We start from the raw sequence: 25,990 nt of genomic DNA on the forward strand, positions 1-25,990 counted from the left end.
TTTGCTAACTCAGTAATCGATCCAGTTGTCTGGCTTCTTGTCGGATGAAGGCTTGCTGATTTGTACCGAAATTGGTTTGTATTGAATATGAATGGCTCCCCTAGCTGTTTTATTCCAGCTATCTTGCGGATTCATAGAAAGAGCGTCCTTCATTGTATTTGCGCCAGCATTTGAACCTACGGGGTTATTGCCTGCATCTTTAATAATTACTCCAAGTGCATCAATATCCCAGTTTTCTTCAATAGCAATTGATCCATTGGTGATTTTTACTGGTGTACTTAAAAAAACATTTTTGACATATAAGAATGTATTCATTGCTGAAAATTGCTGCATGCTTAAAGGGTTTGGCCCAGTCAAATTGCCATTGATGACCATTGCAATTGGTGTGCTGCCTGTTGAATCATACAAAGAAACGCATGCAGTTGCTAAACTCAGATCACCCTCTAACCATAAAATTTTAGTCGCAGCATTTCTAATTGTTGTTACTTCAGCTGCGGTGGGGCAACGAGCAGGGCTAATTACCATGCCATTTTGTGCAGCTTCTGCTTTTATTTCTGATTTTGTTTTTCCAGCAAAATAGCTTGCAAAGAAATCATCAGCACTGGTGCTTGCAAGACTTGAGTCAAATTCAGTTGTTTTATTGGAATCAGTAGGTCTGATTTGTAGGAAACCATTGTTATTGGCATTCGAATTTGTTTGAGTTGTACTTAAGCAAAACTGAGGATCGTTTTCCGGGTTCCATTTTCCTGATGTTGTCGCATCGCAATTATTCGGGCTATCGGTTTTGTCCTTGCCACCTGTGCCGAATAAAATACCGCAATTGGCTTTTGCTGTTTCGCCTGCATTCAAGTCAACGGTCAAAGTAGTATCGATATCAATATATCCTCGTGCTGAAATAGCACTTTTGGCTGGAGTTAAGCTTGCCCCCAAATCAACTACTCGTCGTACGATCGCATTCGAGTTGCCATCTTCAGCACAAATGCCAGTGTCATTGTCAGCTTTGGTGTTGCCAGCGCAGCCGGTGCTGATTGCGGTAATTTTACCTCCTGTGGCTTGTAGTAATACATTGTAAGCTAGTCCTGGTGCTACATTGGTAATACTGCTAATGAGGGGGATATTTTTGGCCTGATGGCTTTGTTTTATACTGTAGGGACTAGAGCTGCTTGGATCTGCTTTACAGCTCGCACCTGCGGCAATAACGGGATTTTTTTCCAGAAATACAGTACTGCCATCATTGCTGGTATCTGCGTCGTTTAACAAAGCCAAATCATTGTTCAAGATGGGCATGATGTCGGTAATGCCATATTCAGCAGCTTGCAATGCCATATCATATTGATAGTTATTGCTTGAGTTTTTTTGGAATACAAATGAGGCTTTATTGCTGTACATAATGGCAATAGTTGCAATGAATAGAATTATCGTAGTAACAGTCAGTGCCGCTACTCCTTTTTGTTTGTACATCATTTTTGTTCCTATTGGATTACAGGAAGATTGCGTAATTGTATTGTTTGGCTTAGTGTGCTTTGGAAGTTGGTGCTTTTGAATTTGTTACTGCCTGAAGGAGCGGATTGAAGACTATCCCCGTCAATATAAAGAGTGATATTTCCGATTGCCAAAGCGCCAATTTGTTGTGGTGTAGCCGCTGTATTTTTGGTTACTGTTGGTGTGGTGTCGACGGTAAAATAAAAATTAGTTATCTTTGGCATCCCTTTATTAGTGCTATTGAGTGGATACCAACCGTCAGCTTGGCTACCAGAACATGTCGTGGTGCTCGTATCGCCATTCAGTAAAACAAAAACCTGATTGTCTTTGAAGGTCAGGCCGAACATGTCTTCATTGCCAAGAATGCCATTTCCTGACGAAGCACTGGAGCCATCATAATTGTCATAGATGAAAATAATGCACTGATATGCATCTTTGCCTTTGATAGTTGAATTCTGGCTAAGATAGGCTTTGCGAAAAAGTGGGCTTAAAGACATGTTCTTGCTGTATCCAGCACGGCGTAGATCTCGGCTGGCTTCAGTGATGATTGAACGTAAAGTTTCATTGAGATTGGTTTGCTGTATCCCTTCTTTTCCTGCGAAGATGCTACTAAAGCCAATTGTTGTTGCCGCGCTGATTAATAATAGACCAATCGCTAATGACACCATTAGCTCGATTAGGGAGATGCCCTGTTGTTTAGTGAAATTTATTAAGCGCATACTGCATATCCACTTATATTTTTTGTGCCTGAGTTGCAAATTGTGATTAATCCTGCTGGTGATAATTCAATTTTCAATTTGTAATTATCTATGCCCAAATAAAGGCTCTGCGTTGTTTTAATTGTGCCATTGTTATTGTCAAATCCAGGTCTTTGCGACCGGGGGTCAAAACGAGTTTTGTTTATTTTGCTTGCAGCATCAAGTGTTAGCCGAATTGTTTTATTGTAATCACTGCTTGTGATTTCTTGGAGTACCGTACTATCTGTACAGTCGGAAGTGATCTTCAAACTCCATGTGTCTGTATTGGGGTTGCTAATTAGCAGGCAGGTGCCTTTATTTCTTTTAATACTTTCTGATTTTGCATAGCTGAAAGTGGATTGAATTTGTTCTGCTGCACCTGAGAGACGTGTGTTTTTCACCCAATTGCTAAAGCTAGGTATGGCGATTGAAATAATGATGGCCAAGATGGCTATCGTGACCATTAATTCAACCAATGAGAAGCCTTTTTGATGCTGCATTTATTATTCCATGCCCTGTAGGGTTTAGTCTTTGTATCGTAAGGTTTTTACCTTATTCTGGGCAAGTCCATTTTCTCGCTAGCTGCAGAACGGCATTGTGCTACCGATGAGCGGTAGTGGTATTACACATATTTTAATTTGGTATGTGCTGCACGACTTAAGCGGTCATGGATAGCTAGCCACTGTGTTTCGGTGGGGGGCAATTCTAGCAGCAGAGCGTCAAAGCCAGCGCAGTCTAATTGGCGAAGTGTGGCGTAGATTGCTTTTGCATAATTATCCGCACTTTTAGGCATGGGATGAAGAGTAAGAAAGGGGATGTTTGGGATTGACTGGTAATTGAGCAATATCAATTTTTGTCCTTTCTCTAGTCGTTGCTCGGCCTCGTGGTGTAGAGCGGCTAGGTTGCCCGTAATCAGCGTCGTTCGCGGGGCGTAGTGCGAGTCGAGCAGGCCGGAGACGCGTTGTTTGGCGGAGTGCTGGTTGGTGTGATGCTCCAGATCGTGGCCGAGGACGGCTTCGATGGCTTCGCGTGATACGCCGCCGGGGCGCAGTAGTTTGGGTGTTTCGCCAACGAGGCTAACGATGGTGGATTCCACGCCCACGTCGCAGGCGCCGCCGTCCAGCACCAGCTGCAATACATCCTGGCTAAATTCGCTACGTACATGCGCTGCGGTGGTGGGGCTGACGTGGCCGTACTGGTTGGCGCTTGGCGCAGCGAGGCCGCCACCGAAGTGCTGCAGCAATTGCTGGGTAATCGGGTGAGCGGGCGCGCGCAGGCCCACGGTATTTTGCCCGCCGGTGACCGAATCGCTCACATGGGGCTGGCGTTCCAGAATCAGCGTGAGCGGGCCGGGCCAGAAATGTTCGGCCAGCAAATAGGCTTCGTCCGGGATATTTTGCGCCCAGGCAGCCAGCTGCTCGGCACCGGCAATATGCACAATCACCGGATGATCGGCCGGGCGGCCTTTGGCTGCAAAAATTTTGGCCACGGCGGCGGACTGGCTGGCATCGGCAGCCAGGCCGTACACGGTTTCGGTGGGGATGCCCACCAGCTCGCCTGCGCGGAGCAAGCTAAGCGCGGTATTGAGTTCTGCTGTGGTCAGGTTTGCCGTGGGAGCCGTGGAATTCATGGTGGTTCGCAAAGGATGATTTATCAGACGATTATACCATTGCGTTCCTTGCCAGTACCGCAGGCCTTGGCGGCTGCATCTGCAGGCATTTACCGTCGCTGCTGGCAAATGCCTTTGCTGCTTATTGGGGTATTGCTTTGAAGTCTATTATGGATATGCTCTAAGGCTATATACCCTGTAGTTTGCGCCGTTTGTCTCTGAGTTTTGGTATGCAGAGATTTTTTGCTGCTTAGACGATGTCTTTACAGATAAAGCATCGCGCGGCCGACCTGTTTGGCGCTGGCTTCGTCGCCGAGCTGGGCGGCCAGCTCCAGGGCAAATAGTGCTGCGGTAGCTGGCCCGCGCGAGGTGGTGATCAGGCCATCGCTCACCACATTGAACGCGCTGATCTGGGCGCCATGCTCCTGCAGTACACTTTCGCAGCCGGGAAAGCACGTTGCCTGTTTGCCGTGCAGCAGGCCGATTTGGGCCAGCACCATCGGTGCGGCGCAGATGGCGGCGACGCGTTTGCCTGCAGCAATCTGTGCGTGCAGACGGCTATGCAATTCGCTGTGCGCCAGCATGGCTTGCGTGCCGGGGCCGCCGCCGGGCAGGATGATCATCTCGGGCGCGTGTGCGGCGACATTCCTCCTCTTTTGTAGGGAATCGTTCACGGTCATCATCTCGGGCGCGTGTGCGGCGACATTCTGGAACGGCACATCGGCCTGAACGGCAATGCCGTGCGAACCGATGATCTGGGTTTCCGTTGTTAACGACACCATCCGCGTGTCGATCTCGGCGCGGCGCAATACATCCACAATGGTAATCAGCTCGACTTCTTCAAAACCGGGTGCAACATAAACATGCACTGTCATGATGTACTCTCCTTGGGTATTGCCTTGTAGGCTAATTATGGATTGATATTGAGTGATATACCCTTAGTAAATCGGCAAAGCCATAAATAGCTTGATCACAATCGCGTTGGCAATATCAATAAAGAATGCGCCCACCATCGGCACCACAATAAAAGCCAGATGCGATGGGCCAAAGCGGTGTGTCACTGCCTGCATATTGGCAATCGCCGTCGGCGTTGCGCCCAGACCAAAGCCGCAATGCCCGGCTGCCAGCACGACCGCGTCGTAGTTTTTGCCCATCACGCGGAAGGTGACAAAGATTGCATACGCAGCCATCGCCGCTGCTTGCACCGCCAGAATCAGCAACATCGGCAGTGCCAGATTGGCCAGCTCCCACAGGCGCAAGCTCATCAGCGCCATCGCCAGAAACAGCGCCAGACTTACATTGCCCAGCACCGATATTTCGCGGTCAAACACTTCATACCAGCCCAGACCGGACAAAATATTGCGCAGCAGCACGCCGTTAAACAACACGCAGACAAAGGTTGGCAGCTCGAATGCGGTGCCCGCCAGCATTTCGGCCAGCATATTGCCGCCAGCCAAGCTCAGTACAATCAGCGCCAGCGATTCGATAAAGGAATTCACGGTAATCAGCCGCGTGGCTTGCGGCTCTTCAAACATGCCGGGGTCCTGATCTTGATTGTGTTCGGCGCCGGGTGCGGAGACCTTTTTCAGCAGAATTTTGGCCACCGGCCCGCCGATCAGCCCGCCCAACACCAGACCAAAGGTCGCGCAGGCCATCGCCAGCTCGGTGGCACCCGCGATGCCAAATTGCTCGGTAAACACCTTGCTCCACGCCGCGCCAGTGCCGTGCCCGCCCGAGAGCGTGATCGAGCCCGCCAACAGGCCCAGATAGCCTTCCAGCCCCAGCATTTTGGCCAGACTGATGCCGATGATGTTTTGCATCAGCAGCAGGCCAAGCACCACAAACAGAAACTTCACCATCACGCTGCCGCCTGCACGCAGGCTGGCGAGGTTGGCGCTTAAACCAATGGTGGCAAAAAAAGCCAGCATCAATGGCGTCTGGATGCTGGTATCAAATTTCACACTCACCCCGGCTACCTGTTGCGCCAGCAGCATCAGCAGTGCCACCACCAAACCGCCCGCTACTGGCTCGGGAATGGTAAAAGCCTTGAGTGGTGCGGTTTTTTCGACCAGAACGCGGCCAAATAACAAGACCAGTGAGGCGGCCACCAGCGTGCCGTAGGTGCCGATGGTGATCAGGTTGGAGCCCATAAATTACCCTGTGAGTTTATTTCGGTAGCGAAGGCGCTTGTTTGCTTCGCCCAATAAAAAATGGCTTGCAATTGATGCAAGCCATTTTAAGTCAAATCAAGCAGGACAGCATTGTTAACTACCCCAATAGGCAGGCGGTAGCGATTACGTCCTGCTCCTAGTCCTGTTCCTGTTTAGAGCTCCAGCGCCAGCAATTCGGCCACTGTCTGGCGGCGGCGGATTTGGGTGAGTTTGTCGCCGTCTATCATCACCTCGGCAATCAGTGGGCGCGTATTGTAGTTGCTCGACATGCTCGCACCGTAAGCGCCAGTGTCGTGCAGCACGACCCAGTCGCCGATTTCGCACGTTGGCAAATCGCGTGGTGTTACTACGCCACCTTCTTCTTGCGTAAACACATCGCCCGATTCGCACAAGGGGCCAGCCAGCACCGTGCCGCGTGTTTCACCCGCTGCGGCAGCGCCATCGCTGCGCAAAACGCTGATTTCATGGAAGCTGCCGTACATCGCTGGGCGCATCAGATCAGAAAAGCCCGCATCTACCAGCACAAAATGATTGCTGCCCACGTCTTTTTTGGCGCGCACTTCGGTAATCAGCTTGCCGCTTTCGGCGACGAGGAAGCGACCCGGCTCGATTTCAAGGTGAACGGCGTGGCCTAGATGCGCGGCAATTTCATTGCGTGCCGCATCCCACAGGCTGAAATAATGCGCGGTGTCGATGGTTTCGCCGCCAACGCGATAGGGAATCGACAAACCGCCGCCCGCTGAAATCGCCTGGAGGTTTGCAGTGGCGCGGCCGGATTCTTTCACCTGAGCCACCATCGCCGCGCAGACTTCCTGCAAATGGCTGTAATCCACGCCCGAGCCAATATGCATATGCAGGCCGACGAGCTCCAAGTTGTACTGGCTAATCAGCGCCAGCGCTTCGGGGATTTGTTCGTGCCAGATCCCATGTTTGCTTTGCTCGCCGCCGGTATTGGTTTTCTGGCTGTGACCGTGGCCAAAGCCGGGATTCACGCGCAGCCACACGCGATGGCCGGGGTGCGCTTGGCCGAGTTGTTCCAGCATTTGCGGGCTGCCGCAGTTCACTTGAATATCCAGCTCAACCACGCGAGCCAGTGTGGCACGATCCAAAAGGTCTGCAGTAAAAACAATGTCATCGCTGCCAGCGCCGGTAGCGAAACCCGCCGCTACAGCGCGCTCGATTTCGCCCAAGGATACCGAATCAACCTTAACGCCTTGTTCGCGCATCAGGCGCAGGATGTGGATATTCGAGTTGGCTTTTTGCGCAAAACGGATGGTGTCAAACATTTTGAGCTGGCCAATGCGCTCGCGGATGGTTGCTGCGTTATAAGTCCAGACCGGGGTGCCAAATTGCTGGGCGATGTGCGCAACTTGCGCGCCGTTTAGAGGTTTCATGGTCAATCCTGATGTCGTTAATATGGTTTTTTATTGGTGCTACGAGACTTCAATAAAGCGCATTGATTTGATTTTTAATTTAGAAATAGTACTCGTATTAAAGAGTGCCACTTCTCAGCTTGAACGCATGAAAACCAGCTTCACTGACTAGCTCTTGCATTCTATTAAATAAATCACATAATTCTGCTTTGTATTTGGTCCAGAACTCATCACTGCTCAACGCTAATTCAAGTTCATTGGCCAATGTAATCTCGCATAGGGCACAAAGCTCTTCATGGCTTAAATTATGTTCTGCGCCATTGAATCGGTTGCTAAATAGGTACTGTGTGCTGGTCCCAATTCGTGGGTAAAAGAGATTCCTGTCACATGCACAGTATAAATAAACCAGAGATTCAGCTTCCGCACCAATCAGTTTGGTAATCTGGTCACGAAGATTGATTGAAATTAATTTATCTTCGTATCCAGCGCTACCATAAGCTGCATGAAATAAGCCTGCCCGGCAGACTTTATCTTCTGCCCCCCATCTGCGTAGCAGTTGCTCAGTGCCCAATAAATGATTTTCTAGTGAACCATTCAAATGAACAAATTCACCTGCACCTAGTTTATTTAATTCGGCAAATAAATCCTGTGCCGACGTCATTATTTTTCCTGTTGCAGATCAGCAGGGCTCATGGCGCTTTTGCCTAATATGTCTGCGTAGCTTCGCAGTACGGTTTCCATACCCATCTCCAGGCATTCAACGACAAAAGCGTGGCCGATGGAGACTTCCAGAATATTGGGGATGGTCAGAAACTGGCCCAGATTGTCCAGATTCAGGTCGTGCCCGGCGTTGACGCCCAGCCCGGCATCTTGTGCGCGCTGTGTGGCGGCGGCAAAACCGGCCAGTATGGCGGCGTTCGCGTCGGTACCGAAGGTTTCAGCGTAGGGCTCGGTATACAGCTCGACGCGATCAGCGCCGATGGTGCGGGCTTTGGCCATATCCTGCGTGGTGTAATCGACAAACAGGCTGCTGCGGATATTCAGTGCCTTGAGTTCAGCCAGAATAGGGCGCAAAAAGTCGGCATCTTTGTCCAGATCCCAGCCGTGGTCGGACGTTAGCTGATCGGGCGCGTCGGGCACCAGCGTACATTGCGCCGGGCGGTATTGTTTGACCATGGCCAGAAATTCCGGCGTGGGATAGCCTTCCACATTGAGCTCGACGCCACGCGCCTGGCACAATGCGGACAATTCGGCGACATCGGAATAACGGGCATGGCGCTGATCGGGGCGCGGGTGCAGCGTAATGCCGCCAGCGCCAAAATCGAGGCAGCGCGCGGCAAAAGCGGCGACATCGGGGTAGTTGCGGCCGCGCGAATTGCGGATCAGCGCGATTTTATTGATATTGATCGAAAGTATGGTCATCTGGAAAAATCCGGCTTGGCTCTATCTGATGCCGCTATTCAAACAGATAGTCAAATCGTGGTAAAACGATAAATTCTGTGCCCACTCCAATTTGGCTTATGTTTGACTACAAACTTCTTGAAGCGCTGGATATGGTTTTGCGTTGCGGCAGCTTTGATGCGGCGGCCAAACGGCTGCATCTGACGCCGTCGGCGATTTCGCAGCGCATCCGCCAGCTGGAAGAGCGGCATGGCGAAGTGCTGCTGCGGCGCGAAAATCCGCTGTGCGCCACGGCAACGGGCGAAAAACTGCTGGCGCACGTGCGGCAGGTGCGCTTACTGGAATCCGAGCTGGCCGGGCAGCTGGACGACGCCGATGGCAGCGCCGAATGGCTGACGCTGCGGCTAGGCGTAAATGCCGACAGCCTGGCGCTGGGGCTGCTCAATGCGCTGTCGCCCTTGCTGGCGCAGCAGCGGCTGCTGCTCGAATGCGTGGTCGATGACGAAGCCTATACGCTGGATCTGCTGCGCTCGGGCGAAGTCTATGGATGTATCAGTACGCAGGCCAATGAGGTAGCGGGCTGCAGTGTTGTACCTCTGGGGTGTATTGAATATATTGGCGTGGCGCGCGCGGATTTTATCGCGCAATACTTGCCCGACCTCCCATCAAATATTCCCTTATCGGTTGAGATGTTGATGCACGCGCCTGCGGCCGTGTTCGGCCACCGAGAAAGCCTGCATCGCCGCCTGCTGCGCGAGCGCTGGGGTTTGCTCGACGGGCAATATCCCTGCCATGTTATCCCGGAAAGCAATGCACTTTTTGCCGCTGCGCAAGCTGGCTTTGCTTACGCAGTCGTGCCGCGCCAGCAAGCCGCCGCCGCGCTGGCGGCCGGGCAGCTATGCGAAATCGCCGCGCTGGCCGAGGCCGTGCCGCTGTACTGGCACCATTGGGCGCGCCAGACGCGACCGGCGCAATCGCTGGGGCTGGCCTTGCAGGCTTTTGCCGCCAGCCATTTTCAGAGCCCGGCGAAGACATGAGCGTCTACCCAACTCTGCTGATGGCCATAAACGCAGCAAGTCCAGCTAGTGCAGCAGTTTCCCCCTTTGTAAAAGGGGGACTAAGGGGGATTTGGCGCTATTTCAGCCCTTAAAACAGTTTAAATTGTGCAGAAATCCCCCCTAGCCCCCCTTCGACGAAGGGGGGAACAAATACAAAATCTGTGCAGATACTCATTAACGCTTGAGCTCTGGCCTATTTTCAGAACCCATTTCAGGACACACGATGACTTCACCCTTGCCGCTGGTTGTTTTTCTGGATGCCGATACGCTGTGCGTACCGCTCAAATCGCTCGATGTGCCGCATCGCTGGCAAGCGTATCCGCAGACCGCGCCCGAACAGGTGATCGAGCGCGTGAAGGGCGCGAGCGTGGTGATCAGCAATAAAGTGCAGCTGACGCGCGAGATGATCGCCGCCCTATCGACGACATCTCCTGAGCTCAAACTGATTGCCGTGGCTGCAACCGGGTATAACAATATTGATCTGGCTGCCGCCCGCGAATATACGGTGGGGGTGTGTAATGTCAGAGACTATGCCATCCATGGTGTAGCGGAGCATACCCTGATGCTGATGCTGGCTTTGCGTCGTCAATTGCTGAGCTGCCGCGCCAGACTGGCGGCGGGTGAATGGCAGCGCGCCAGTGGCTTTTGCCTGCTGCCGGATCGACCGGAGCATACCCTGCGCGATCTAGCGGGCAGCCGGATGGCGCTAATCGGCTCGGGAGCGCTGGGGATGGCCACGGCCAAATTGGCGCAGGCCTTTGGCATGGAGACGTATTTTGTCGAGCGCAAAGGTGCCAGCGCGGTGCGCGAAGGCTATCTGGGCTGGGATGAGGCCATCAGCACTGCCGATGTGATCAGCCTGCATTGCCCGCTGAACGAGCAAACGCGGCACCTGATCGGCGCGGCCGAGCTGGCGCAGATGAAACGCAGCACCATTGTGATCAATACCGCGCGCGGCGGGCTGATTGATGAAGCGGCGCTGCTGGTTGCGCTGCAAACCGGGCAGATTGCCGGTGCCGGGCTGGACGTGCTGGTGAACGAGCCGCCGCGCGAGGGCAACCCGCTGCTCGACGTCGATCTGCCCAATCTGATTATTACCCCGCACGTCGCGTGGGCTAGCGAAGGCACGATGCAAACGCTGGCCGACCAGCTGATCGACAATATCACCGGGTTTTTGCGCGGCCAGCCGCGCAATCTTCTGTAATGCTGCTGTGGCAATATAGTGAGAGGTGAAGGCGGCGATGACTGATGCCTTGATCAGCGATTACACCCGGCGGTTGCAGCAGGCGCTGGAGTATATCCGCGCCAATCTGGATCAAGATTTGAGCCTGGCGCAGCTGGCGCGGTTGACGCATTTTTCGCCCTACCATTTTCACCGCATCTTTAGCGCGCAATTGCAGGAAACCCCGGCCGATTACGTGCGCCGCATCCGGCTGGAGGCGGCGGCACAAAGCCTGATCAGCCTGCCGCTGCGCAGCATGTCGCAGATTGCGCTCGAATGCGGCTTTAAATCCCAGGCGCTGCTGGCGCGCGCTTTTCGTGCGCAGTTTGGCATCAGCCCCAGCCAGTGGCGCCAGCAGCAGTCATGGCAATACGACGGACAATTCTGGTCGCTATTGCCGCCTGCCGAACGCGACACCACCGCCGAGCGAGCCCCCGAGCTGCTGGCCGCACGCCAGGGAATCCGCCCACCATCCGTGATGGATGTGCAGTTAAAGCAACTGCCTGCGTATCGCTGGGCGTATCTGTGGTGCAACGGGGCCGATACTGAGCAGCTGGCGCGCATCTGGGCGTCGCTGCGCGAGTGGGCAATGCTTGAGTGGACGGAAGAACAGATACGCTACTTGCAAGGCGCTTCGCGCTGGTCGGATGACCCCAGCATCACGCCGCTGGCGCAGCGCCGCTACGAGGCCGGGCTGCTGATTGCTGACACGCAACAGCCGGGCAGACAGCTGGCGGTGCGTCAGCTGCCCGCAGGCCAATATGTGGTGCTCGATTTTTGCGGCCGCTGGCAAGAGGAAGCAGCGGCGGCCGAGTATCTGTTCAACTACTGGTTACCGCGCAGCCCCTGGGCGCTGGACGACAGGCCGCACTACTGCCTGAGCCAGCCTTTTCTGCACGAATCATCCGACCCCGAAACATCCGAACTATCCACGCCCGCAGCGGCACGCTATCAATGGTGCGTCCCCGTGCGCCCAGCGCGCTCTGGCGCACGTAGGCTCTACCAGCTGGCCGATTTTCAATCCTGATTGCCGCATCATGAGTACCTGTACCAATTTTTTGCATTCGTTCCCCTTTCGACGACATAAGTATCTACACAAGTTTTCCGCATGTGTTCCCCCCTTCGTCGAAGGGGGGTTAGGGGGGATTTCTGCACTATTTGAGTGATTTAAACTGCTGAAATAGTGCCAAATCCCCCTCAGTCCCCCTTTTACAAAGGGGGAAACTACTGTGGCAGCTCGACTTGCTGCGTTTTTAAGCCAGCAGTGAAATTGTGAAGATACCTTTGCTTCGTCGAAGGGGCTAGGGGGATTTTTGCGCCATGAAGGGCTGTATTGGACTGCCCACATCGAGCCAAAACCCCCTCAGGCACCCTTTTGCACAGGGGGAAGCTAAAGTCAAAACCCTTAAGTGAACGGCATAGGGACGAAGGGGGAACAAATGCGAGAAATTGCTCTAGATGCCCACGCACAGCGCAAGATTTGCAAAGTATGCCCGTACGCGCCTGCCTAAAATAGGCCGCAATTCGACCAATTAGGGGGTAAACATCATGCTGGAAAAAACCACATTCAATACCGCATCACGATGGATGGCGGGTCTGCTGCTGGGGGGCGTATTACTACAAGCACAGGTACAGGCCGCCAGCATCCAGTGGGAGTTTCGCAGCGGCGCGCCGATTCGTGGCGGCGTTTTGCCCGATCAGCAGGGTGGCGTGGTCTTTGGCAATCTGGCTGGGCAGGTGTTTTCGCTCGACGCGCAGCAAAAACTGCGCTGGCAGCGCAAGCTGGCTGGCGCAATCAGCACCACGCCGCTGCAATCGGGCTCGTTGATTCTGCTGGCGAGCAGTCAGGGTGTCTCTGCACTGGATGCCGCAACCGGCGCGCTGCGCTGGCACTACACGATGCCCGAGCATGCTCCGAGCGACATCTGGGATAGTCTGAATCCCGAGCCGCTCTTGCTGGGGCAGCAGCTGCTGGTGGCACTGGGGCGCGAGCTGGTGCTGCTTGATGTTGCGCAGGGCAAACCGGTGTGGCGGCAAGCGCTGGCCGAGATCGTCACTGCCACCCCGGCTATTGATGGGCAGATTGCCTATCTGGCCAGCGAATATGGCACGCTGAGCCGCGTGGACTGGCGCAGCGGCAAACTGCTGAGCCAGCATCGCGCCGCCGACGGCATGATCCAGAGCCAGCCTGTTCGCGTGGGTAAATCGCTGGTGTTTGCCTCGCGCGACGGCAAAATCCGTGGCTGGGACATTCAGCAGCGTAAAACACGCTGGGAAGTGGATCACGGCAGCTCATGGGTGATGGCCAGCGCGCTGGCCGACCGTGGCCGCGTTGTGATCGGCAGCTCGGATAGCTTTCTGGTGCAGCAGATTGATGGCCAGACTGGCCGCGTGATCTGGCAAGTGCCGAGCCGGCAGAATATCTTCCGTCAGGCCGTTTTGGCGCACGAACAATACTGGTTTGCCACCGGCGACACCTATGCGCCCGCCAAGGCTGGGCAGCTATTGGCGATCAACCGGCAGGGCCAGCCAACGCAGCGCCTTGAGCTACCCGCCGCCGCGTTTGGCCAGCTGCGCGCTACCGCAACCACAACCGCCACATCGCTGCTGGTCGGCGCGGAAAATGGCGTGTTGTATGCCATCAAGCCAGACTAAACGTCGCTCGCCGCAGGGCATGGCTTAGGCATTAACTTACAATTGGCAACAGCTTTTGATCGAATTTCGGCAATATGCGGGCTTTAAACTGCGCCCATCATTCAGTTGGTGAGCGCAAAATGGTATCGATTCGGGTCAATACACTGCAGCACATTTACAGCAAAACCCCGCTGGGCCAGCAGGCGATTGCATCGCGGTCGATTCCGATGCTGGCCAGCGAGCGGCGGGTGCTGATTCTGATTGATGGCGAACGCAATATTGCCGAGCTTTACCAGCAGCTCAATCACCACGATGTGCTGGCGCTGGTTGATCAGTTGCAAGCCAAGGGGCTGATCCGGCGAATTGGGGGTGAGGATGCCAGCCCCTTGGTCATCTCTGCAGCCACACCCTCTCAACCGTCCCCTGCGCCATCAGCCACACGGCTGCCCGTTCCCACGCCGCCACCGCCCGCACTAGGCCAAAGTGCCGCCATTGCGCTCGACGAGGCCACATTGCACGCGGTAAAAAGCCTGATGATCAGCAGCAGCCAGCAAGGCTTGGGGCTAATGGCCGCGCGGTTGGTACGCGAAATCGAAGACATCCGCGACGCGCAAACGCTCAAAGCCACGATGGCGCGCTGGAATATGGCGCTGCGCGAATCGCGCTCGGCCGCCGCGCAAGCCGACCAATTGCTGCAAACCGCCAAAGCGCTGCTGCCGATGGCCGCCTAAGCGGCCCAGTTGCAGCGCACGGGCAGGGCGCACGCGGTGCTGCTCGGCTTACACCCGCAGATGGCCATCCTCGGCAAAAACCCAGCCATCTTCGTAACACACCTCGAATAAATGCCCATCCGGATCGCGAAAATAGCCGGCAATGCCCCAGGCATTGCGCGTTGCCGGTTTGATAATCTCGGCTCCCAATTGCGCCGCCGCAGCCAGCACCTGCGGCACTTCATCGGCCGAGCGCGCAATATACGCCAGCGCAAAGCCCGCAAAATCCCGGTACTCGCTATCGGGCAAGCCGCAATCGGCAGCAAAGCTCGCGCGGGACTGCAACGCCAGCACCACGCCACCCAGATCAAACTTCACAAATTCACTATGGCTCGTCGCCGCTTTTTGCCAACCGAGTGCTTCATAGAAAGCGGTTGATTTGGCCACATCGGCGACGCCGAGCAGGATTAGATTGAGGCGAGGGCGCATTTGGAATTTCTTGGTGGGTTAAAGTCGAACGATTGTTCTTTTTTCTGGCTGCAACGTCAAGCGAGTTGTTTTGTTATCGTTTGGAGGCGGTTCTAATTTTTGATAGGGTATAGCTATCTGAATCAGTCTTTATATTATTTTCAGAGCAATACGGTGGTCGGTATATGCTGAAGTCGTTGTTCTGCGTGCTTTCCTATGGCCTGCTGGCGCAGGCGGTAAACCGGCCGTTTCGCCGGCCAGACGAGCAAATCAGGTGAGCAAATCAGGTGAGCAAATCAGGTGAGCAAATCAGGTGAGCAAATCAGGTGAGCAAATCAGGTGAGCAAATCAGGTTTTATGCGGCTACGCCGCGACTATTTTGATGCGCGTTCCGCCGCGCGGGCAGGTAGGGGGCTTTGCTTGCACCCCACAAAGTTTGCGACTTTGCGGGGGCCCCGCGCTTCTCCAAAGCCCCCAACACCCCAAAGGAGCCCCCCGCCTGCGGCCCTCCGGGCTTCCCTCAGTCGGTCGCGAGCCAAACGATAAAGCCATTTGTCTCGCTCCACTCCTTCGGCGATGGGCGACAGGGGATTAAAGCCCCAGACCAACGAGCATAAACAAAATGGGCATGGGGTATATCAATCAAAGCAGCAATCAAATTGCCCTTCAGAGCAACACATAGCCATGTATATACCGCAATCGTTGGTCTGCATGGATTCCCCTACGTCTGCGCCGAGCGAGGTACGGGCGGGGCGGGGTTTCGGTTGCGCCTGTTTTGTTAAGCGCAACCGCCGCCTCGATCCGTCCGCAGCGAGGGCATCGGCGCAGCCGACGCAGATGTGGGGTCGCCTTCCTTTGCTTACTTTCCTTGGCGAAGCAAGGAAAGTAAGTGCTGCGGCGCATAGCCGCCAATCCGTAGTGGATGACAAATTGCTGGTAAAACCGCCATGGTTGGCGGTTTCGATGTTGGTAGGGTATGAAAATCCCGCAGGGATTTGTGCACGAAATATGCACGAAAATGAAATTAATACGTATTCCGCGTACGTAAGTCAAGTTTTGTAAACCCTACAAGACTAGAATTTGATTGGCATGGTTGCAAAGAAAAAGCTAATTGCGAGTTGAAGAAAAATAGCAATAATAAAATAGCCAGGAATTTTATAAGCTGAAATCTTCAAAATTATCGCCTGTACAATATTCATTACGACTAATGCAACCAAAAAACCAATAAATCCACCACCAAGTAATTTAAAGCTAATCACTGAGGCAATTACGCTGAGTACAACAGCAAGCAAACTTGCTGCAAAATCAGTACGCCCTGCATCAACATAAGCAGCAGCCCATTTTATGGGCATCACCATGACAGCAGAAAAAATTACCAAAGTTGGGATTAAACCGTTTGCTTCAATGCTGAGACTCATTTTTATCACCTCTATGAACAAAACACCGCTATATGGGCCGGGATTTTTATTGCAAAACGACGATGGATGATATTAACAAAATTAGTTTAAAGCAAGATATGTGTAAAAATATAGTCAGTAATTGGTTGTTTGAGTGCAGGTATTGTCTAGCGCTTAAGGGGCGAGGTTGTGCCTGTTTTGTTAAGCGCAACCGTCGCCTCGATCCGTCCACAGTCGAGGGCATCCCGCGCAGCGGGACGCAGATGCCGGGGCGGCCTTCTTTGGCTTACCTTTCTTGGCCGTTCAAGAAAGGTAAGTGCTGCGGCGCATAGCCGCCAATCCGTGTTTGATCAATTGCGGCTGGAAAATAAAAACCGCCGTAAATGGCGGTTTTGGTCGGGATCTGTAGGACGTGAAAATCCAGCAGGGATTTGTGCACCACAATACAAGAAATAAGCACCTAAGGAAAACTAGTACATATTCCGCGTGCGCAAATCAAGATTTGCACACCCTACAAGACGGCTAAGAGCCTAATTTGCCATAGCGCTGGAAATCAGAGAAGTACAAAACCATTCTTTTTCCATTTACGGTTGTTGGGAAGTACAACTGATAGTTTCCCTTTTCTGAATGGAATCGATAATTAACTTCAGTGCCGAAAAATACCCTGGACAAATAGTCTCGCTCGGCATGGGTTGTAGAGTAAATATAAGCCGATTTTTCGGTGTTTTCTTTTTCATCGTGATATTGTTTACCACCAAAGCCCAGAAATAGCTTTTTACCATCAATTGTATCTGGTGTAATGATCATGACTTCTGGGAAATTGCTATCTATTTTATTGATGATGTTTAGTGATTTTTCTGACTGTTTAATGAATTCGATGGAGAATTTGTAATCAGCTAGCAATGCAAGAGTTGGCTGGTTTTCTGAAATTAATCGTTCGGCAGAGCTAATTAATAAAGATTTTTTGTTTTGAATTGATAATTCATTTCCTATGAACAGGCATGCAGCAATAAGTGGGAATGAAATAAAAAGCAGTGTCAGTTGCCATTTTGTTTTGCTCTTAGAACTTTCTTTTTGAGGTGATGCTGACACCGCCGAAGAAATTTTCGAAAGATTCGACATGACATTAAGAATAATCGCCCCGCCTAAAATGGCGAAGATGCCAAGTAAGCTGAGAAAGAACATATCGGTCATTCTTTCGCGGAAGATGCGCAGATCAAAAATAGTAATTGTAAGAAAGACAAAAACCCAGTAAATCAAACAACCAGTAGCATAGATCGCTACTCGATTGGTAGTCTTAATGATGAGGTCGTGATTCATACGAGTTCCTAATGTGCCGCCATATAGGGTAGGTCATGACCCTAGGCTGAACGGTTGGTTGAAAATATCTTTCGATGTCATTCAGTTTATCATGCTGAACGGTGGGTTACGCCTTCGGCTAACCCACCCTACGCATCAATACATCTCAACCATCACCGCTTCGTAATCTCCGCCCAAATCTTATCCAGCCGCTTCACCGACACCGGATACGGAGTGCGTAATTCCTGCGCAAATAAGCCAACCCGTAATTCCTCAATCATCCAGCGGAACGGCAATAGGGTAGAGGTATCTCGCCCTTCGCGTTGCCACTTGTCGATTTCAGAAGTATACCTCTGCATCAATTCTGCTACTTCCGCGCCGCGCTGGCCGTCGCGGTTCGGGTTTTGTACGCGTTTTTCGAGTCGTACTTTCATCGCTTTGATGTAGATCGGCAGGCGTGGCAGTTGCTCCCATGGCGTGGCGGTGAGAAAGCCTTTGTAGATCAGCTCGCCAAGCTGGGTTTTCAGCTCGTTCTGAATATTGCCGCCTTTGGCGAGCAGCGTGCCCAGCGCGATAAAATCCGGTGCGATGTCGTTCAACGTGCGCAGCACGGCGTCGCGTACCGATGGCAGGCGTACTTTGGCGCGGCTTTTCTGCTCATCAAAGTCTTTCTTTTTGCGCGGCGCTTCGTCGTCGCCCAAGAAGGCGCGGTTGCAGATGCAGGCGATCACATCGGCCATCAACTCATCGCTATTGCCGAGGCTGCGGTAATGGATGGCGAGCTGGTTAAAGTTCGGTAGCGCCTTGGGTAATTGCTTTAGATGCTCTTTCAACTCGAACTGTAGCAAGCGTACGACACCGGCGCGGTGGGCTTCGTTCGCCGCGTGTTCGGTGTCAAACAGGCGAATCGCGACGCATTCTTTACCCGCTTCGTCTTCATCGGGCACAAGGCCGGGGTAGCCGGTCATTGCTTTGCCGTGGCGTTTGAAATTGATCTTGGCGGGTAGATCGCCGAAATCCCACTTCAAAATGCCCGATTTTTCAATGCCAGTGCTCTCGTCCGCCGTATCGCGGAAGGTCAGTTGCGCCGCTTCGCCGAGCTGCGCACGAATCGCGATCAGATCGCGCCCCTGCGCCAGCTCTTGGCCTGCATCGTCAACAATGCGGAAATTCATCCGCAAATGCAAAGGCAGATCATTCCCATTGAAATCATCGGCGCTCACCGGCTGGCCGCAGCCACGCGTGGTAGCTTGGGCGAGTTGAGGTAGTAGCGGCGCTTCGCGGTCGGCGTTTTCCAGAGCGACCATCATTTTGGTCGCAAACTCGGGCACCGGCACGCACAGGCGGCGGATGGGTTTGGGCAGCGACTTGAGCAGCAGCGTGATTTTCTCGCGAATCAGGCCCGGCACCAACCAATCGAAAGTGGCGTGATTGACGCGATTGAGCAAATGCAGGGGGAGGGTAATCGTCACACCATCAAGCACATGGCCGGGTTCAAAGCGATACCCTAGGGGCAACTTCGCATCTTGCAGGCGGAAGAATTCCGGATATTGCTCCTCGGTGACCGCGGCGGCGCTGTGCTGCATCAGGTCTTCTTTACTTAAATACAGCAGCGTTGGGTTGAGCTTTTCGGCCTGTTTGCGCCACGCCTCAAAGCCCGCGCCGTTGACGATGTCGGCGGGGATTTTGGCGTCGAAAAAGGCGAACAGCGCGTTTTCATCGACCAATACGTCTTGGCGGCGGGCTTTGTGTTCCAGCTCTTCCACGTCAAGCAGCAAGGCAAAGTTGTGGTCGAAAAATTTGGCCTTGCTGTTGTAATTGAAACGCACCAAGGCTTCGCGGATGAAAATCTCACGCGACTCGGCGACGTTGATACTCCCATAGTGTACCTTTCTGCGCGCCACGATGGGCAAGCCATACAGCGTGATACGTTCTGATGCGCTGACTTGGGCGTTGTCTTTGCTCCAGTGCGGGTCGAAATATTGCTTTTTGATCAGGTGCGGCGCGAGTTTTTCGACCCATTCCGGCTCAATCGCCGCCACGCAACGTGCGTAGAGCTTGCTGGTTTCAACCAGCTCGGCGGCCACAATCCATTTTGGCCGCGCTTTTTTTAGGCCTGAGCCGGGGAAAACATTAAATTTAATCCCGCGCGCGCCCAGATATTCATCGTTTTCGGGTTGCTTAAAGCCCAGATTGCCCAGCAGACCGGTGATCAAGGCTTTGTGGATTTGCTCGAAAGTGCCGGGCTTTTCGTTCAAGCGCAATTCGCTCGCCATTTCTGACAGTTGTTTATGTAATTCGCGCCATTCGCGCAGACGCAAGTACGACAGGAAGTTGCGGTGGCAATCCTGTACCAGCTGGCGGTTCGACGTTTTATCGGCGAGCAGTTTTTCAAAGAAATCCCACAGGCGCAGGTAGGACAGGAAATCCGATTTCTCTTCGGTAAATTTGGCGTGCGCCTGATCGGCTGCTTGGCGCGCGTCGAACGGGCGCTCGCGCGGGTCTTGCAGCGACAGACCTGAGGCGATAATCAGCATTTCCTTCAGGCAGCCTTCGTCTTGCCCAGCGAGTAACATACGGCCAACGCGTGGATCGATTGGCAGCCGCGCGAGCTGCTGGCCGATATTAGTTAGGCGGTCGTTATCATCAACGGCGTTCAGCTCGCGCAATTGCTGATAGCCGTCAGCGATCAGCTTGCCTGATGGCGCTTCCAGGAAGGGGAATTCATCGACGCGGCCAAGGCGCAGCGCCGCCATCCGCAGGATGACGCCTGCGAGGCTAGAGCGGACGATTTCGGGGTCGGTAAATGGCGGGCGTAGGTTGAAATCGTCTTCCGAATAAAGCCGTACGCAAATCCCGCTGGCGACACGGCCGCAACGACCGGAGCGCTGGCGCGCCGACGCTTGCGAGATTTTTTCGATTAGCAATTGCTCAACTTTGGCGCGCGGGCTGTAGCGGTTGATGCGCGCCTGACCACTGTCGATCACATAACGGATGCCGGGTACGGTTAGCGAAGTCTCGGCGACGTTCGTTGCTAAGACAATACGTCGGCCAGTACTGCTGGGGCGGAAGATACGTTGTTGATCTTCGTTCGACAATCGGGCAAACAGCGGCAGCACTTCGGCGTCGCGCAGCTTGGCTTTGCGCAGCTCTTCCATCGTTTCGCGAATTTCGCGCTCGCCGGGTAAAAACACCAGCACATCGCCGCTACCATCGCGCCGCCATAACTCGTCCACCGCGTTGGCGATGGCTTCTTCCATTTCGATTTCTTGATCGTCTTCGTCGGTACTCGCCAGCGGTTTGTAGCGCACTTCGACTGGATAGGTGCGACCTGACACTTCGAGCACCGGCGCGCCGTCGAAATGCTTGCTAAAACGATCCGCGTCGATGGTCGCGGAGGTAACGATGACTTTTAAATCAGGGCGCTTAGGTAGGATTTGCTTTAAATAGCCAAGCAAGAAGTCAATATTCAGGCTGCGCTCGTGCGCCTCGTCAATGATGATGGTGTCGTAGTTATTTAAGAATCGGTCACTTAAAGACTCGGCGAGCAAAATGCCGTCCGTCATCAATTTGATGTAGCTGGCGGGCGAGCTTTTATCGGTAAAGCGCACCTTGTAGCCGACGTAATGGCCGATTTCGGATTTCAATTCCTGCGCAATGCGGCTGGAGACCGAGCGTGCCGCCAAGCGGCGGGGCTGCGTGTGGCCGATCAGGCCGTGTACGCCGCGACCGAGTTCGAGGCAGATTTTGGGTAACTGCGTGGTTTTACCCGAGCCGGTTTCACCGCAAACGATCACGACCTGATGCTTGGCAATCGCGGCTTTGAGCTCATCGCGGCGCTGATTCACGGGCAGAAAATCGTCGTATTCGGGCGTCGGTAGCTTTTCGCGACGGATGGTTGTCTTTGCGAGCGATTTTTCAACCCCCGCAGCAAACTGTGCCTGCAATTGATCAGTCGGCTGATTGCGTTTGATGCGATCACCCATTTGGCTGATCAGCCGCGACAGGGGATGGCGGTCACTGGTTTGACAGTCGCCCAGCTGGGCGCGTAAAGGCTGAAGGTCGCGAAGAGTAAGAGTCATTACCGCTGCAGTGTGCTGATGAAATCAAGCTGGCGATTTTAGCATGCGGCAGGGTAGGGCAAGTGTCTGGCTTGTGCGGCTGCGGCTGGATAGGCCTGAAAAAACGCCTTAGTGCAATGTGACCAGATGGCTGGCGGTTTGGGTGTCGCTGACCGAGCAGACTTTGCATTCGATCTGCTCGCCATTATGCGCAGCCAGCGATAGCGTTTCGCAGCTATCAAGGCTGTGCGCTTGGGCGTTGAAGGTACTGAGTGCTTCGCCGATTAGTTGCTCGGGGTTGATATTGAGCCGCTGACAGGCTGCGTGGTTGGCGAACAGGATTTGCCCGTGCTGCACCAGCATAAAGGCGTGCGGCAAGGCGTTGGCCATGGCCCTGACGAGTACGGCGCTGTCATTTTTGGCGGCGTCGTTTTCTTTCTGGGCGGTGATGTCGATGGCAATGCTCAGGATATAGGTTTTGCCTTCGCGCTCAACGGCCAGCTTGGTGATGTCAAACCAGTGGGTGCGACCATTATTCAGGGTGCAATGGTCTTCGATGCGAAGCGTCTCGCCCGTGGCGAGCACATCATGGTCACCAGCGCTTAATATGGGGGTATCGTCGTCCAGCCCCATGTGGGAGTGCACTATGAGGTCATGCCCCAGTAGGGTTTGTGTGGCTTGATTGACGAGCAGGAAACGCCCGTGCCGATCGCGGATAAAAATCAGGTTCGGGCTGGAGTCGATAATCTGCTGGGTGAACATTTGCTGCTTGAATAGTGCCGCCTCGGTGGCTTTGATGTGCGAAATGTCACGGATGATGACGACGCAATCACGGTGGCTTAGCGGGGTAAGGCGCGCTTCAAAGGTGTGCTGGATGTTTTCGTTGCCCAGCGTGTATTCAAAGCGGGTGGCTTGCTGCGTGCTCTGGATTTCGATCAGGCTTTCCAGAAATTGCCGCGAGACGCGAGCCGGGAATATGCTGGCCAGCTTGCTGACCTGATCGCCCGCCGGGTGATGGGGGATCTGGCTGTTATTGTGCGCGGTAACGCGACGGCTGGCGTAGTCTATCGTCCAGAGCAAATCGGAAACCCCGGCCAGTACGTCGCGCGGATTGGCTGGTGGGACTATCGTTGTCTGGTTTTCGGTATAGGTTTTTTTCTCTTTGGGCTTTGATACCAATGCGCTCCAGAGTAATGACAGTGCGCTGGCGAGCGCCAAAACAATCAGCCACGGTTGCCAAGCGGGGTGCTGGCTTAAATCAATGGTCAATAAGGCAATGCAAATCAAGACACTGAGCGTTAAGGTAATCAGCTGGCCGTAGTGCAGGCAATAGCCGTGCCACTGGATGGTATGAGTCTGCTCGGTAGAATTGGCCGCCATAAATTACCCTGCTATGCAGCAACTGGTGTTATTTGATCAAGGAGTTTAGCGCTAAAGGCGGTGAATGGCGATGAAAGTTGCATGCTGATAGATTCATCACAACAGTTTGCCTGTGTACTTTTGTGCTGAGTTGGGCGAGTAAAAGAAAGGCGTAATTAGATTGGCTTTTCAAAGTCAGCAAAGAATTGCATTGCAATTGAAATAGCTTGAGGTTTGAAACTTGATGTGCTGATGGTGGGTCGTGACGGGGTCGAACCGCCGACATTCTGCTTGTAAGGCAGACGCTCTACCAACTGAGCTAACGACCCAATTTTGAGGTGTATCTGGATTTTGGCGGAGTGGACGGGACTCGAACCCGCGACCCCCGGCGTGACAGGCCGGTATTCTAACCAACTGAACTACCACTCCGCAGTGGTATTGATTTTGCTACTTATCTTCACAAGCGTGAAGTGGTGGGTCGTGACGGGGTCGAACCGCCGACATTCTGCTTGTAAGGCAGACGCTCTACCAACTGAGCTAACGACCCAATTTTGAAGCGATCAAAACTGGTGGCGGAGTGGACGGGACTCGAACCCGCGACCCCCGGCGTGACAGGCCGGTATTCTAACCAACTGAACTACCACTCCGCAGTGGTATTGATTTTTGCTACTTATCTTCACAAGCGTGAAGTGGTGGGTCGTGACGGGGTCGAACCGCCGACATTCTGCTTGTAAGGCAGACGCTCTACCAACTGAGCTAACGACCCAATTTTAAAACGATCAAACTAGTGGCGGAGTGGACGGGACTCGAACCCGCGACCCCCGGCGTGACAGGCCGGTATTCTAACCAACTGAACTACCACTCCGCAGTGGTATTGATTTTTGCTGCTTACTTCACCTGAGTGAAGTGGTGGGTCGTGACGGGGTCGAACCGCCGACATTCTGCTTGTAAGGCAGACGCTCTACCAACTGAGCTAACGACCCTTTGTTTTATACTTTTGGCGGAGTGGACGGGACTCGAACCCGCGACCCCCGGCGTGACAGGCCGGTATTCTAACCAACTGAACTACCACTCCGCAGTGGTATAAATGTCCTCTAAAGTGAGTGGTGGGTCGTGACGGGGTCGAACCGCCGACATTCTGCTTGTAAGGCAGACGCTCTACCAACTGAGCTAACGACCCTTTCGCTAGAAGCTTTATCGCCCCTCGCTTGAGAGAGGCCGGATTAAAACATGCCACCCCAATGGCCGTCAACAGTTTTGAGTGGATTTTCCGATGAAAAAAGCGCCAGAAATGGCGCTTTTTAGCTAAGCTTTTGAAAAATAAAATGATAAATTTTAGGCGTAGGTATCAATTTTATTGCGCGCTTCGTCCATTCTTTGTGCCATGGCTTGGCGATCTTGAATATCCTGCAGTCCTTGTTGGGTGATGCTTTCTTTTTTTCGATCCAGACGCTCTACACTTTGGCTGATTGCCTGTGCGGTTTGTTGCGAGCCTTGCTGAATAGTTTGAGCTACGCTAGTGCTGAAATTCATGACCGAATTGATTGTGGACATCATGCTCTCCTTGTTGATCGATGTCATATTACCCAATATACAATTGCTCTAACGCGTTAACTATCTGGACTGATAGTCGGTACTTTGCCTTATCTGCGTTGCACGTTAAGATTTTGTTCTGATTTTTATCTGTTTCTTCTTCTGGGTTGAGCATGAGTGTAGGTCTGAAAGAGCGTGATCAGCGCGGAGCCTTGCGTGTTGCGGTGAATTGCAAGGTGAAAATTCGCCCGATGGATCTTGGTCTGCCATTTTATGGCGAATGCACCGATTTGAGCGTGACTGGAATGACGGTGCAGACTAGCTACGTTCCTCGCCCTGATGAAGAGTTTGATATTTATGTCATGCCTGCGCGCACGCCGGGTATGCGGCGTGAGCCTTTTTCTGCCCGGGTTAAAGTCAGGCGCAGCCATCGCCTAGATATGCTGTCTTTGTACGAGCTTGGCCTTGAGATAGTTCAGGTGCACACATAAATCCTTTAAACTGTCGGCTTTTGGCCCTTTGTACGGTCAAGCCGACACCTGTTTAAGTGGATTCATGAAGCTGATAGCCCTCAAAATTGATGTAGACAACACGCAGGCCATGCAAACCGGCTTGCCCGCCATCGTGGATATACTGCGTGCTCGTAATGTAGGGGCGACTTTTTTTTGGTCTTTGGGGCTAGAAAAGAATGGCCGCTTTTTGATGCCGGCATATGGTCTGCGGCGCATGCCGGGTATGTCTAATCTTCCGCTCAAGCACCGTTTTGGTTTTGCTCCTTTGTTGCTTGGCAGTTTGCGGCCGGCCAAAAGTCTAGCCAAACAGGCTGCTGCCGTTTTATCCGAATTAAGCGACGCCCAGTTTGAACATGCTGTGCGACCAGCTTGCCGCCATCTTTGGCAGGCCAGAATAAGTGAGCAATCGGCCGAAGAAACGCGAGAGCAATATCAGCAAACACTGCAGGCATTTGAGCGCTTGACGGAGAAAAAGCCGATTGCTCACGCTGCACATGGCTGGCAAATGAACCGGGCGGCGTTTCGTTTGAGTCAGCTCAATCAGCTCAGTTTTGCCAGTGATTGCCGTGGTTTTTCACCATTCTGGCCTGTGGTGGAAGGTGAGTACGTTCGCTGTTTGCAGATTCCGGTGACTTTACCCATGCTGGAGGAATTACTGCCATTGCAATCTGCTGACGAGGCTGTGCAATCGCTACTGCAAACCACGGCTGCTGCCACGACCGATCTGCATGTGTTCAATATTGCCGCTGATTTTGATGTGCAATATAGCGAGCAACTGGCTGCACTGCTCGATGGCTGGATTGCGCAGGGCTATCAGCTTGTCTCGCTGGGTGGCTTAAAAAACAGCCTTGATTTGCAGGCAGTGCCTTACCACCATGTCGGGCAAGCTCAGGTGTCCGGTCGGGTAGGGCTGCTCTCTGTGCAGGCTGGCGCTTACCCCTGAGCTGCTTTTGCGCCGCTTGAA

At 53.3% G+C, this 25,990-nt stretch carries 22 protein-coding genes and 9 tRNA genes; 7 read left to right on the forward strand and 24 right to left on the reverse strand.

Features of this window, described 5'->3' with window-relative positions:
* Window positions 1–9: 9 nt before the first annotated feature.
* The 9 genes from ABHF33_RS13835 to ABHF33_RS13875 form a co-directional block, all read right to left on the reverse strand.
* The gene (locus tag ABHF33_RS13835) at window positions 10–1,464 is read right to left on the reverse strand and encodes a hypothetical protein (RefSeq protein WP_348944494.1); all 1,455 of its coding nucleotides are present in this window, start codon (window positions 1,462–1,464) and stop codon (window positions 10–12) included.
* 8 nt (window positions 1,465–1,472) lie between these two features.
* On the reverse strand, window positions 1,473–2,201 hold the full coding sequence (locus ABHF33_RS13840) for a PilW family protein (RefSeq protein WP_348944495.1): 729 nt from the start codon (window positions 2,199–2,201) through the stop codon (window positions 1,473–1,475).
* The gene (locus ABHF33_RS13845; RefSeq protein WP_348944496.1) at window positions 2,192–2,719 is read right to left on the reverse strand and encodes a GspH/FimT family pseudopilin; all 528 of its coding nucleotides are present in this window, start codon (window positions 2,717–2,719) and stop codon (window positions 2,192–2,194) included. Before ABHF33_RS13845 ends, ABHF33_RS13840 begins: the two co-directional genes overlap by 10 nt.
* 122 nt (window positions 2,720–2,841) lie before the next feature.
* Window positions 2,842–3,849, reverse strand: coding sequence for an L-threonylcarbamoyladenylate synthase (locus tag ABHF33_RS13850; RefSeq protein ID WP_348944497.1), 1,008 nt, complete (start codon window positions 3,847–3,849; stop codon window positions 2,842–2,844).
* 242 nt (window positions 3,850–4,091) lie between these two features.
* Window positions 4,092–4,703, reverse strand: coding sequence for a DJ-1/PfpI family protein (locus ABHF33_RS13855; RefSeq protein ID WP_348944498.1), 612 nt, complete (start codon window positions 4,701–4,703; stop codon window positions 4,092–4,094).
* Between the two features lie 63 nt (window positions 4,704–4,766).
* Entirely contained in the window at window positions 4,767–5,978 is a 1,212-nt protein-coding gene (gene gltS / locus ABHF33_RS13860) for a sodium/glutamate symporter (protein ID WP_348944499.1), read from the reverse strand.
* A 173-nt stretch (window positions 5,979–6,151) separates the two neighbouring features.
* Entirely contained in the window at window positions 6,152–7,393 is a 1,242-nt protein-coding gene (gene lysA, locus ABHF33_RS13865) for a diaminopimelate decarboxylase (RefSeq protein ID WP_348944500.1), read from the reverse strand.
* A 97-nt stretch (window positions 7,394–7,490) separates the two neighbouring features.
* Complete coding sequence (locus ABHF33_RS13870) at window positions 7,491–8,033, reverse strand: DUF6817 domain-containing protein (RefSeq protein WP_348944501.1); 543 nt, start codon at window positions 8,031–8,033, stop codon at window positions 7,491–7,493.
* Window positions 8,033–8,794, reverse strand: a complete 762-nt coding sequence (locus tag ABHF33_RS13875) for a pyridoxine 5'-phosphate synthase (RefSeq protein ID WP_348944502.1) — start codon at window positions 8,792–8,794, stop codon at window positions 8,033–8,035. The genes ABHF33_RS13870 and ABHF33_RS13875 overlap by 1 nt, the downstream gene beginning before the upstream one ends.
* Window positions 8,795–8,892: 98 nt before the next feature.
* Here ABHF33_RS13875 and ABHF33_RS13880 point away from each other — a divergent pair, with 98 nt between their 5' ends.
* From ABHF33_RS13880 to ABHF33_RS13900, 5 genes are all read left to right on the forward strand, one after another.
* On the forward strand, window positions 8,893–9,810 hold the full coding sequence (locus ABHF33_RS13880) for an ArgP/LysG family DNA-binding transcriptional regulator (protein WP_348944503.1): 918 nt from the start codon (window positions 8,893–8,895) through the stop codon (window positions 9,808–9,810).
* Between the two features lie 244 nt (window positions 9,811–10,054).
* Entirely contained in the window at window positions 10,055–11,035 is a 981-nt protein-coding gene (locus tag ABHF33_RS13885) for a D-2-hydroxyacid dehydrogenase (RefSeq protein WP_348944504.1), read from the forward strand.
* Between the two features lie 37 nt (window positions 11,036–11,072).
* On the forward strand, window positions 11,073–12,080 hold the full coding sequence (locus ABHF33_RS13890; protein WP_348944505.1) for an AraC family transcriptional regulator: 1,008 nt from the start codon (window positions 11,073–11,075) through the stop codon (window positions 12,078–12,080).
* A 521-nt stretch (window positions 12,081–12,601) separates the two neighbouring features.
* Window positions 12,602–13,708, forward strand: a complete 1,107-nt coding sequence (locus tag ABHF33_RS13895; protein ID WP_348944506.1) for a PQQ-binding-like beta-propeller repeat protein — start codon at window positions 12,602–12,604, stop codon at window positions 13,706–13,708.
* Between the two features lie 119 nt (window positions 13,709–13,827).
* On the forward strand, window positions 13,828–14,418 hold the full coding sequence (locus tag ABHF33_RS13900) for a hypothetical protein (protein ID WP_348944507.1): 591 nt from the start codon (window positions 13,828–13,830) through the stop codon (window positions 14,416–14,418).
* Window positions 14,419–14,466: 48 nt separating this feature from the next.
* Here ABHF33_RS13900 and ABHF33_RS13905 read toward each other — a convergent pair whose 3' ends face one another.
* The 15 genes from ABHF33_RS13905 to ABHF33_RS13975 form a co-directional block, all read right to left on the reverse strand.
* Window positions 14,467–14,886 carry a VOC family protein gene (locus tag ABHF33_RS13905; RefSeq protein WP_348944508.1) on the reverse strand — a complete coding sequence of 140 codons (420 nt, stop codon included), beginning with the start codon at window positions 14,884–14,886 and terminating at the stop codon, window positions 14,467–14,469.
* Window positions 14,887–15,938: 1,052 nt separating this feature from the next.
* A complete protein-coding gene (locus ABHF33_RS13910) occupies window positions 15,939–16,283 on the reverse strand; it encodes a hypothetical protein (protein WP_348944509.1) in 345 nt (114 codons plus the stop codon).
* Window positions 16,284–16,784: 501 nt separating this feature from the next.
* A complete protein-coding gene (locus tag ABHF33_RS13915) occupies window positions 16,785–17,582 on the reverse strand; it encodes a hypothetical protein (RefSeq protein WP_348944510.1) in 798 nt (265 codons plus the stop codon).
* Window positions 17,583–17,734: 152 nt separating this feature from the next.
* On the reverse strand, window positions 17,735–21,643 hold the full coding sequence (gene hrpA, locus ABHF33_RS13920) for an ATP-dependent RNA helicase HrpA (protein WP_348944511.1): 3,909 nt from the start codon (window positions 21,641–21,643) through the stop codon (window positions 17,735–17,737).
* 108 nt (window positions 21,644–21,751) lie between these two features.
* A complete protein-coding gene (locus ABHF33_RS13925) occupies window positions 21,752–23,002 on the reverse strand; it encodes a PAS domain-containing protein (protein WP_348944512.1) in 1,251 nt (416 codons plus the stop codon).
* Window positions 23,003–23,234: 232 nt separating this feature from the next.
* A tRNA-Val gene (locus ABHF33_RS13930) sits at window positions 23,235–23,310 on the reverse strand.
* A 23-nt stretch (window positions 23,311–23,333) separates the two neighbouring features.
* Window positions 23,334–23,410: transfer RNA gene (locus ABHF33_RS13935), tRNA-Asp, on the reverse strand.
* Between the two features lie 42 nt (window positions 23,411–23,452).
* Window positions 23,453–23,528: transfer RNA gene (locus tag ABHF33_RS13940), tRNA-Val, on the reverse strand.
* 23 nt (window positions 23,529–23,551) lie between these two features.
* Window positions 23,552–23,628: transfer RNA gene (locus ABHF33_RS13945), tRNA-Asp, on the reverse strand.
* A gap of 43 nt (window positions 23,629–23,671) precedes the next feature.
* Window positions 23,672–23,747 (reverse strand) — tRNA-Val (locus tag ABHF33_RS13950).
* Window positions 23,748–23,769: 22 nt separating this feature from the next.
* Window positions 23,770–23,846: transfer RNA gene (locus ABHF33_RS13955), tRNA-Asp, on the reverse strand.
* Between the two features lie 42 nt (window positions 23,847–23,888).
* Window positions 23,889–23,964: transfer RNA gene (locus tag ABHF33_RS13960), tRNA-Val, on the reverse strand.
* A 15-nt stretch (window positions 23,965–23,979) separates the two neighbouring features.
* Window positions 23,980–24,056 (reverse strand) — tRNA-Asp (locus ABHF33_RS13965).
* Between the two features lie 29 nt (window positions 24,057–24,085).
* Window positions 24,086–24,161 (reverse strand) — tRNA-Val (locus ABHF33_RS13970).
* A gap of 155 nt (window positions 24,162–24,316) precedes the next feature.
* Window positions 24,317–24,562 carry a hypothetical protein gene (locus ABHF33_RS13975; protein WP_348944513.1) on the reverse strand — a complete coding sequence of 82 codons (246 nt, stop codon included), beginning with the start codon at window positions 24,560–24,562 and terminating at the stop codon, window positions 24,317–24,319.
* A 125-nt stretch (window positions 24,563–24,687) separates the two neighbouring features.
* Between ABHF33_RS13975 and ABHF33_RS13980 the strand changes: the two genes are divergently transcribed.
* Together ABHF33_RS13980 and ABHF33_RS13985 are read left to right on the forward strand one after the other, a co-directional pair.
* Window positions 24,688–25,005 carry a PilZ domain-containing protein gene (locus tag ABHF33_RS13980; protein WP_348944514.1) on the forward strand — a complete coding sequence of 106 codons (318 nt, stop codon included), beginning with the start codon at window positions 24,688–24,690 and terminating at the stop codon, window positions 25,003–25,005.
* A 64-nt stretch (window positions 25,006–25,069) separates the two neighbouring features.
* Complete coding sequence (locus ABHF33_RS13985) at window positions 25,070–25,969, forward strand: hypothetical protein (RefSeq protein ID WP_348944515.1); 900 nt, start codon at window positions 25,070–25,072, stop codon at window positions 25,967–25,969.
* Window positions 25,970–25,990: the final 21 nt, after the last annotated feature.

This window comes from Chitinibacter sp. FCG-7 (assembly GCF_040047665.1).
Taxonomy (GTDB): Bacteria; Pseudomonadota; Gammaproteobacteria; order Burkholderiales; family Chitinibacteraceae; genus Chitinibacter; species Chitinibacter mangrovi.

Coding starts and splice junctions, on each gene's coding strand:
- ABHF33_RS13925 (WP_348944512.1), bottom strand. CDS start 23,002: ATGGCGGCCAATTCTACCGAGCAGACTCATACCATCCAGTGGCACGGC.
- ABHF33_RS13875 (WP_348944502.1), bottom strand. CDS start 8,794: ATGACCATACTTTCGATCAATATCAATAAAATCGCGCTGATCCGCAAT.
- ABHF33_RS13975 (WP_348944513.1), bottom strand. CDS start 24,562: ATGACATCGATCAACAAGGAGAGCATGATGTCCACAATCAATTCGGTC.
- ABHF33_RS13850 (WP_348944497.1), bottom strand. CDS start 3,849: ATGAATTCCACGGCTCCCACGGCAAACCTGACCACAGCAGAACTCAAT.
- ABHF33_RS13900 (WP_348944507.1), top strand. CDS start 13,828: ATGGTATCGATTCGGGTCAATACACTGCAGCACATTTACAGCAAAACC.
- lysA (WP_348944500.1), bottom strand. CDS start 7,393: ATGAAACCTCTAAACGGCGCGCAAGTTGCGCACATCGCCCAGCAATTT.
- ABHF33_RS13895 (WP_348944506.1), top strand. CDS start 12,602: ATGCTGGAAAAAACCACATTCAATACCGCATCACGATGGATGGCGGGT.
- ABHF33_RS13885 (WP_348944504.1), top strand. CDS start 10,055: ATGACTTCACCCTTGCCGCTGGTTGTTTTTCTGGATGCCGATACGCTG.
- gltS (WP_348944499.1), bottom strand. CDS start 5,978: ATGGGCTCCAACCTGATCACCATCGGCACCTACGGCACGCTGGTGGCC.
- ABHF33_RS13890 (WP_348944505.1), top strand. CDS start 11,073: ATGACTGATGCCTTGATCAGCGATTACACCCGGCGGTTGCAGCAGGCG.
- ABHF33_RS13845 (WP_348944496.1), bottom strand. CDS start 2,719: ATGCAGCATCAAAAAGGCTTCTCATTGGTTGAATTAATGGTCACGATA.
- ABHF33_RS13880 (WP_348944503.1), top strand. CDS start 8,893: ATGTTTGACTACAAACTTCTTGAAGCGCTGGATATGGTTTTGCGTTGC.
- ABHF33_RS13985 (WP_348944515.1), top strand. CDS start 25,070: ATGAAGCTGATAGCCCTCAAAATTGATGTAGACAACACGCAGGCCATG.
- ABHF33_RS13835 (WP_348944494.1), bottom strand. CDS start 1,464: ATGATGTACAAACAAAAAGGAGTAGCGGCACTGACTGTTACTACGATA.
- ABHF33_RS13855 (WP_348944498.1), bottom strand. CDS start 4,703: ATGACAGTGCATGTTTATGTTGCACCCGGTTTTGAAGAAGTCGAGCTG.
- hrpA (WP_348944511.1), bottom strand. CDS start 21,643: ATGACTCTTACTCTTCGCGACCTTCAGCCTTTACGCGCCCAGCTGGGC.
- ABHF33_RS13915 (WP_348944510.1), bottom strand. CDS start 17,582: ATGAATCACGACCTCATCATTAAGACTACCAATCGAGTAGCGATCTAT.
- ABHF33_RS13905 (WP_348944508.1), bottom strand. CDS start 14,886: ATGCGCCCTCGCCTCAATCTAATCCTGCTCGGCGTCGCCGATGTGGCC.
- ABHF33_RS13910 (WP_348944509.1), bottom strand. CDS start 16,283: ATGAGTCTCAGCATTGAAGCAAACGGTTTAATCCCAACTTTGGTAATT.
- ABHF33_RS13870 (WP_348944501.1), bottom strand. CDS start 8,033: ATGACGTCGGCACAGGATTTATTTGCCGAATTAAATAAACTAGGTGCA.
- ABHF33_RS13980 (WP_348944514.1), top strand. CDS start 24,688: ATGAGTGTAGGTCTGAAAGAGCGTGATCAGCGCGGAGCCTTGCGTGTT.
- ABHF33_RS13840 (WP_348944495.1), bottom strand. CDS start 2,201: ATGCGCTTAATAAATTTCACTAAACAACAGGGCATCTCCCTAATCGAG.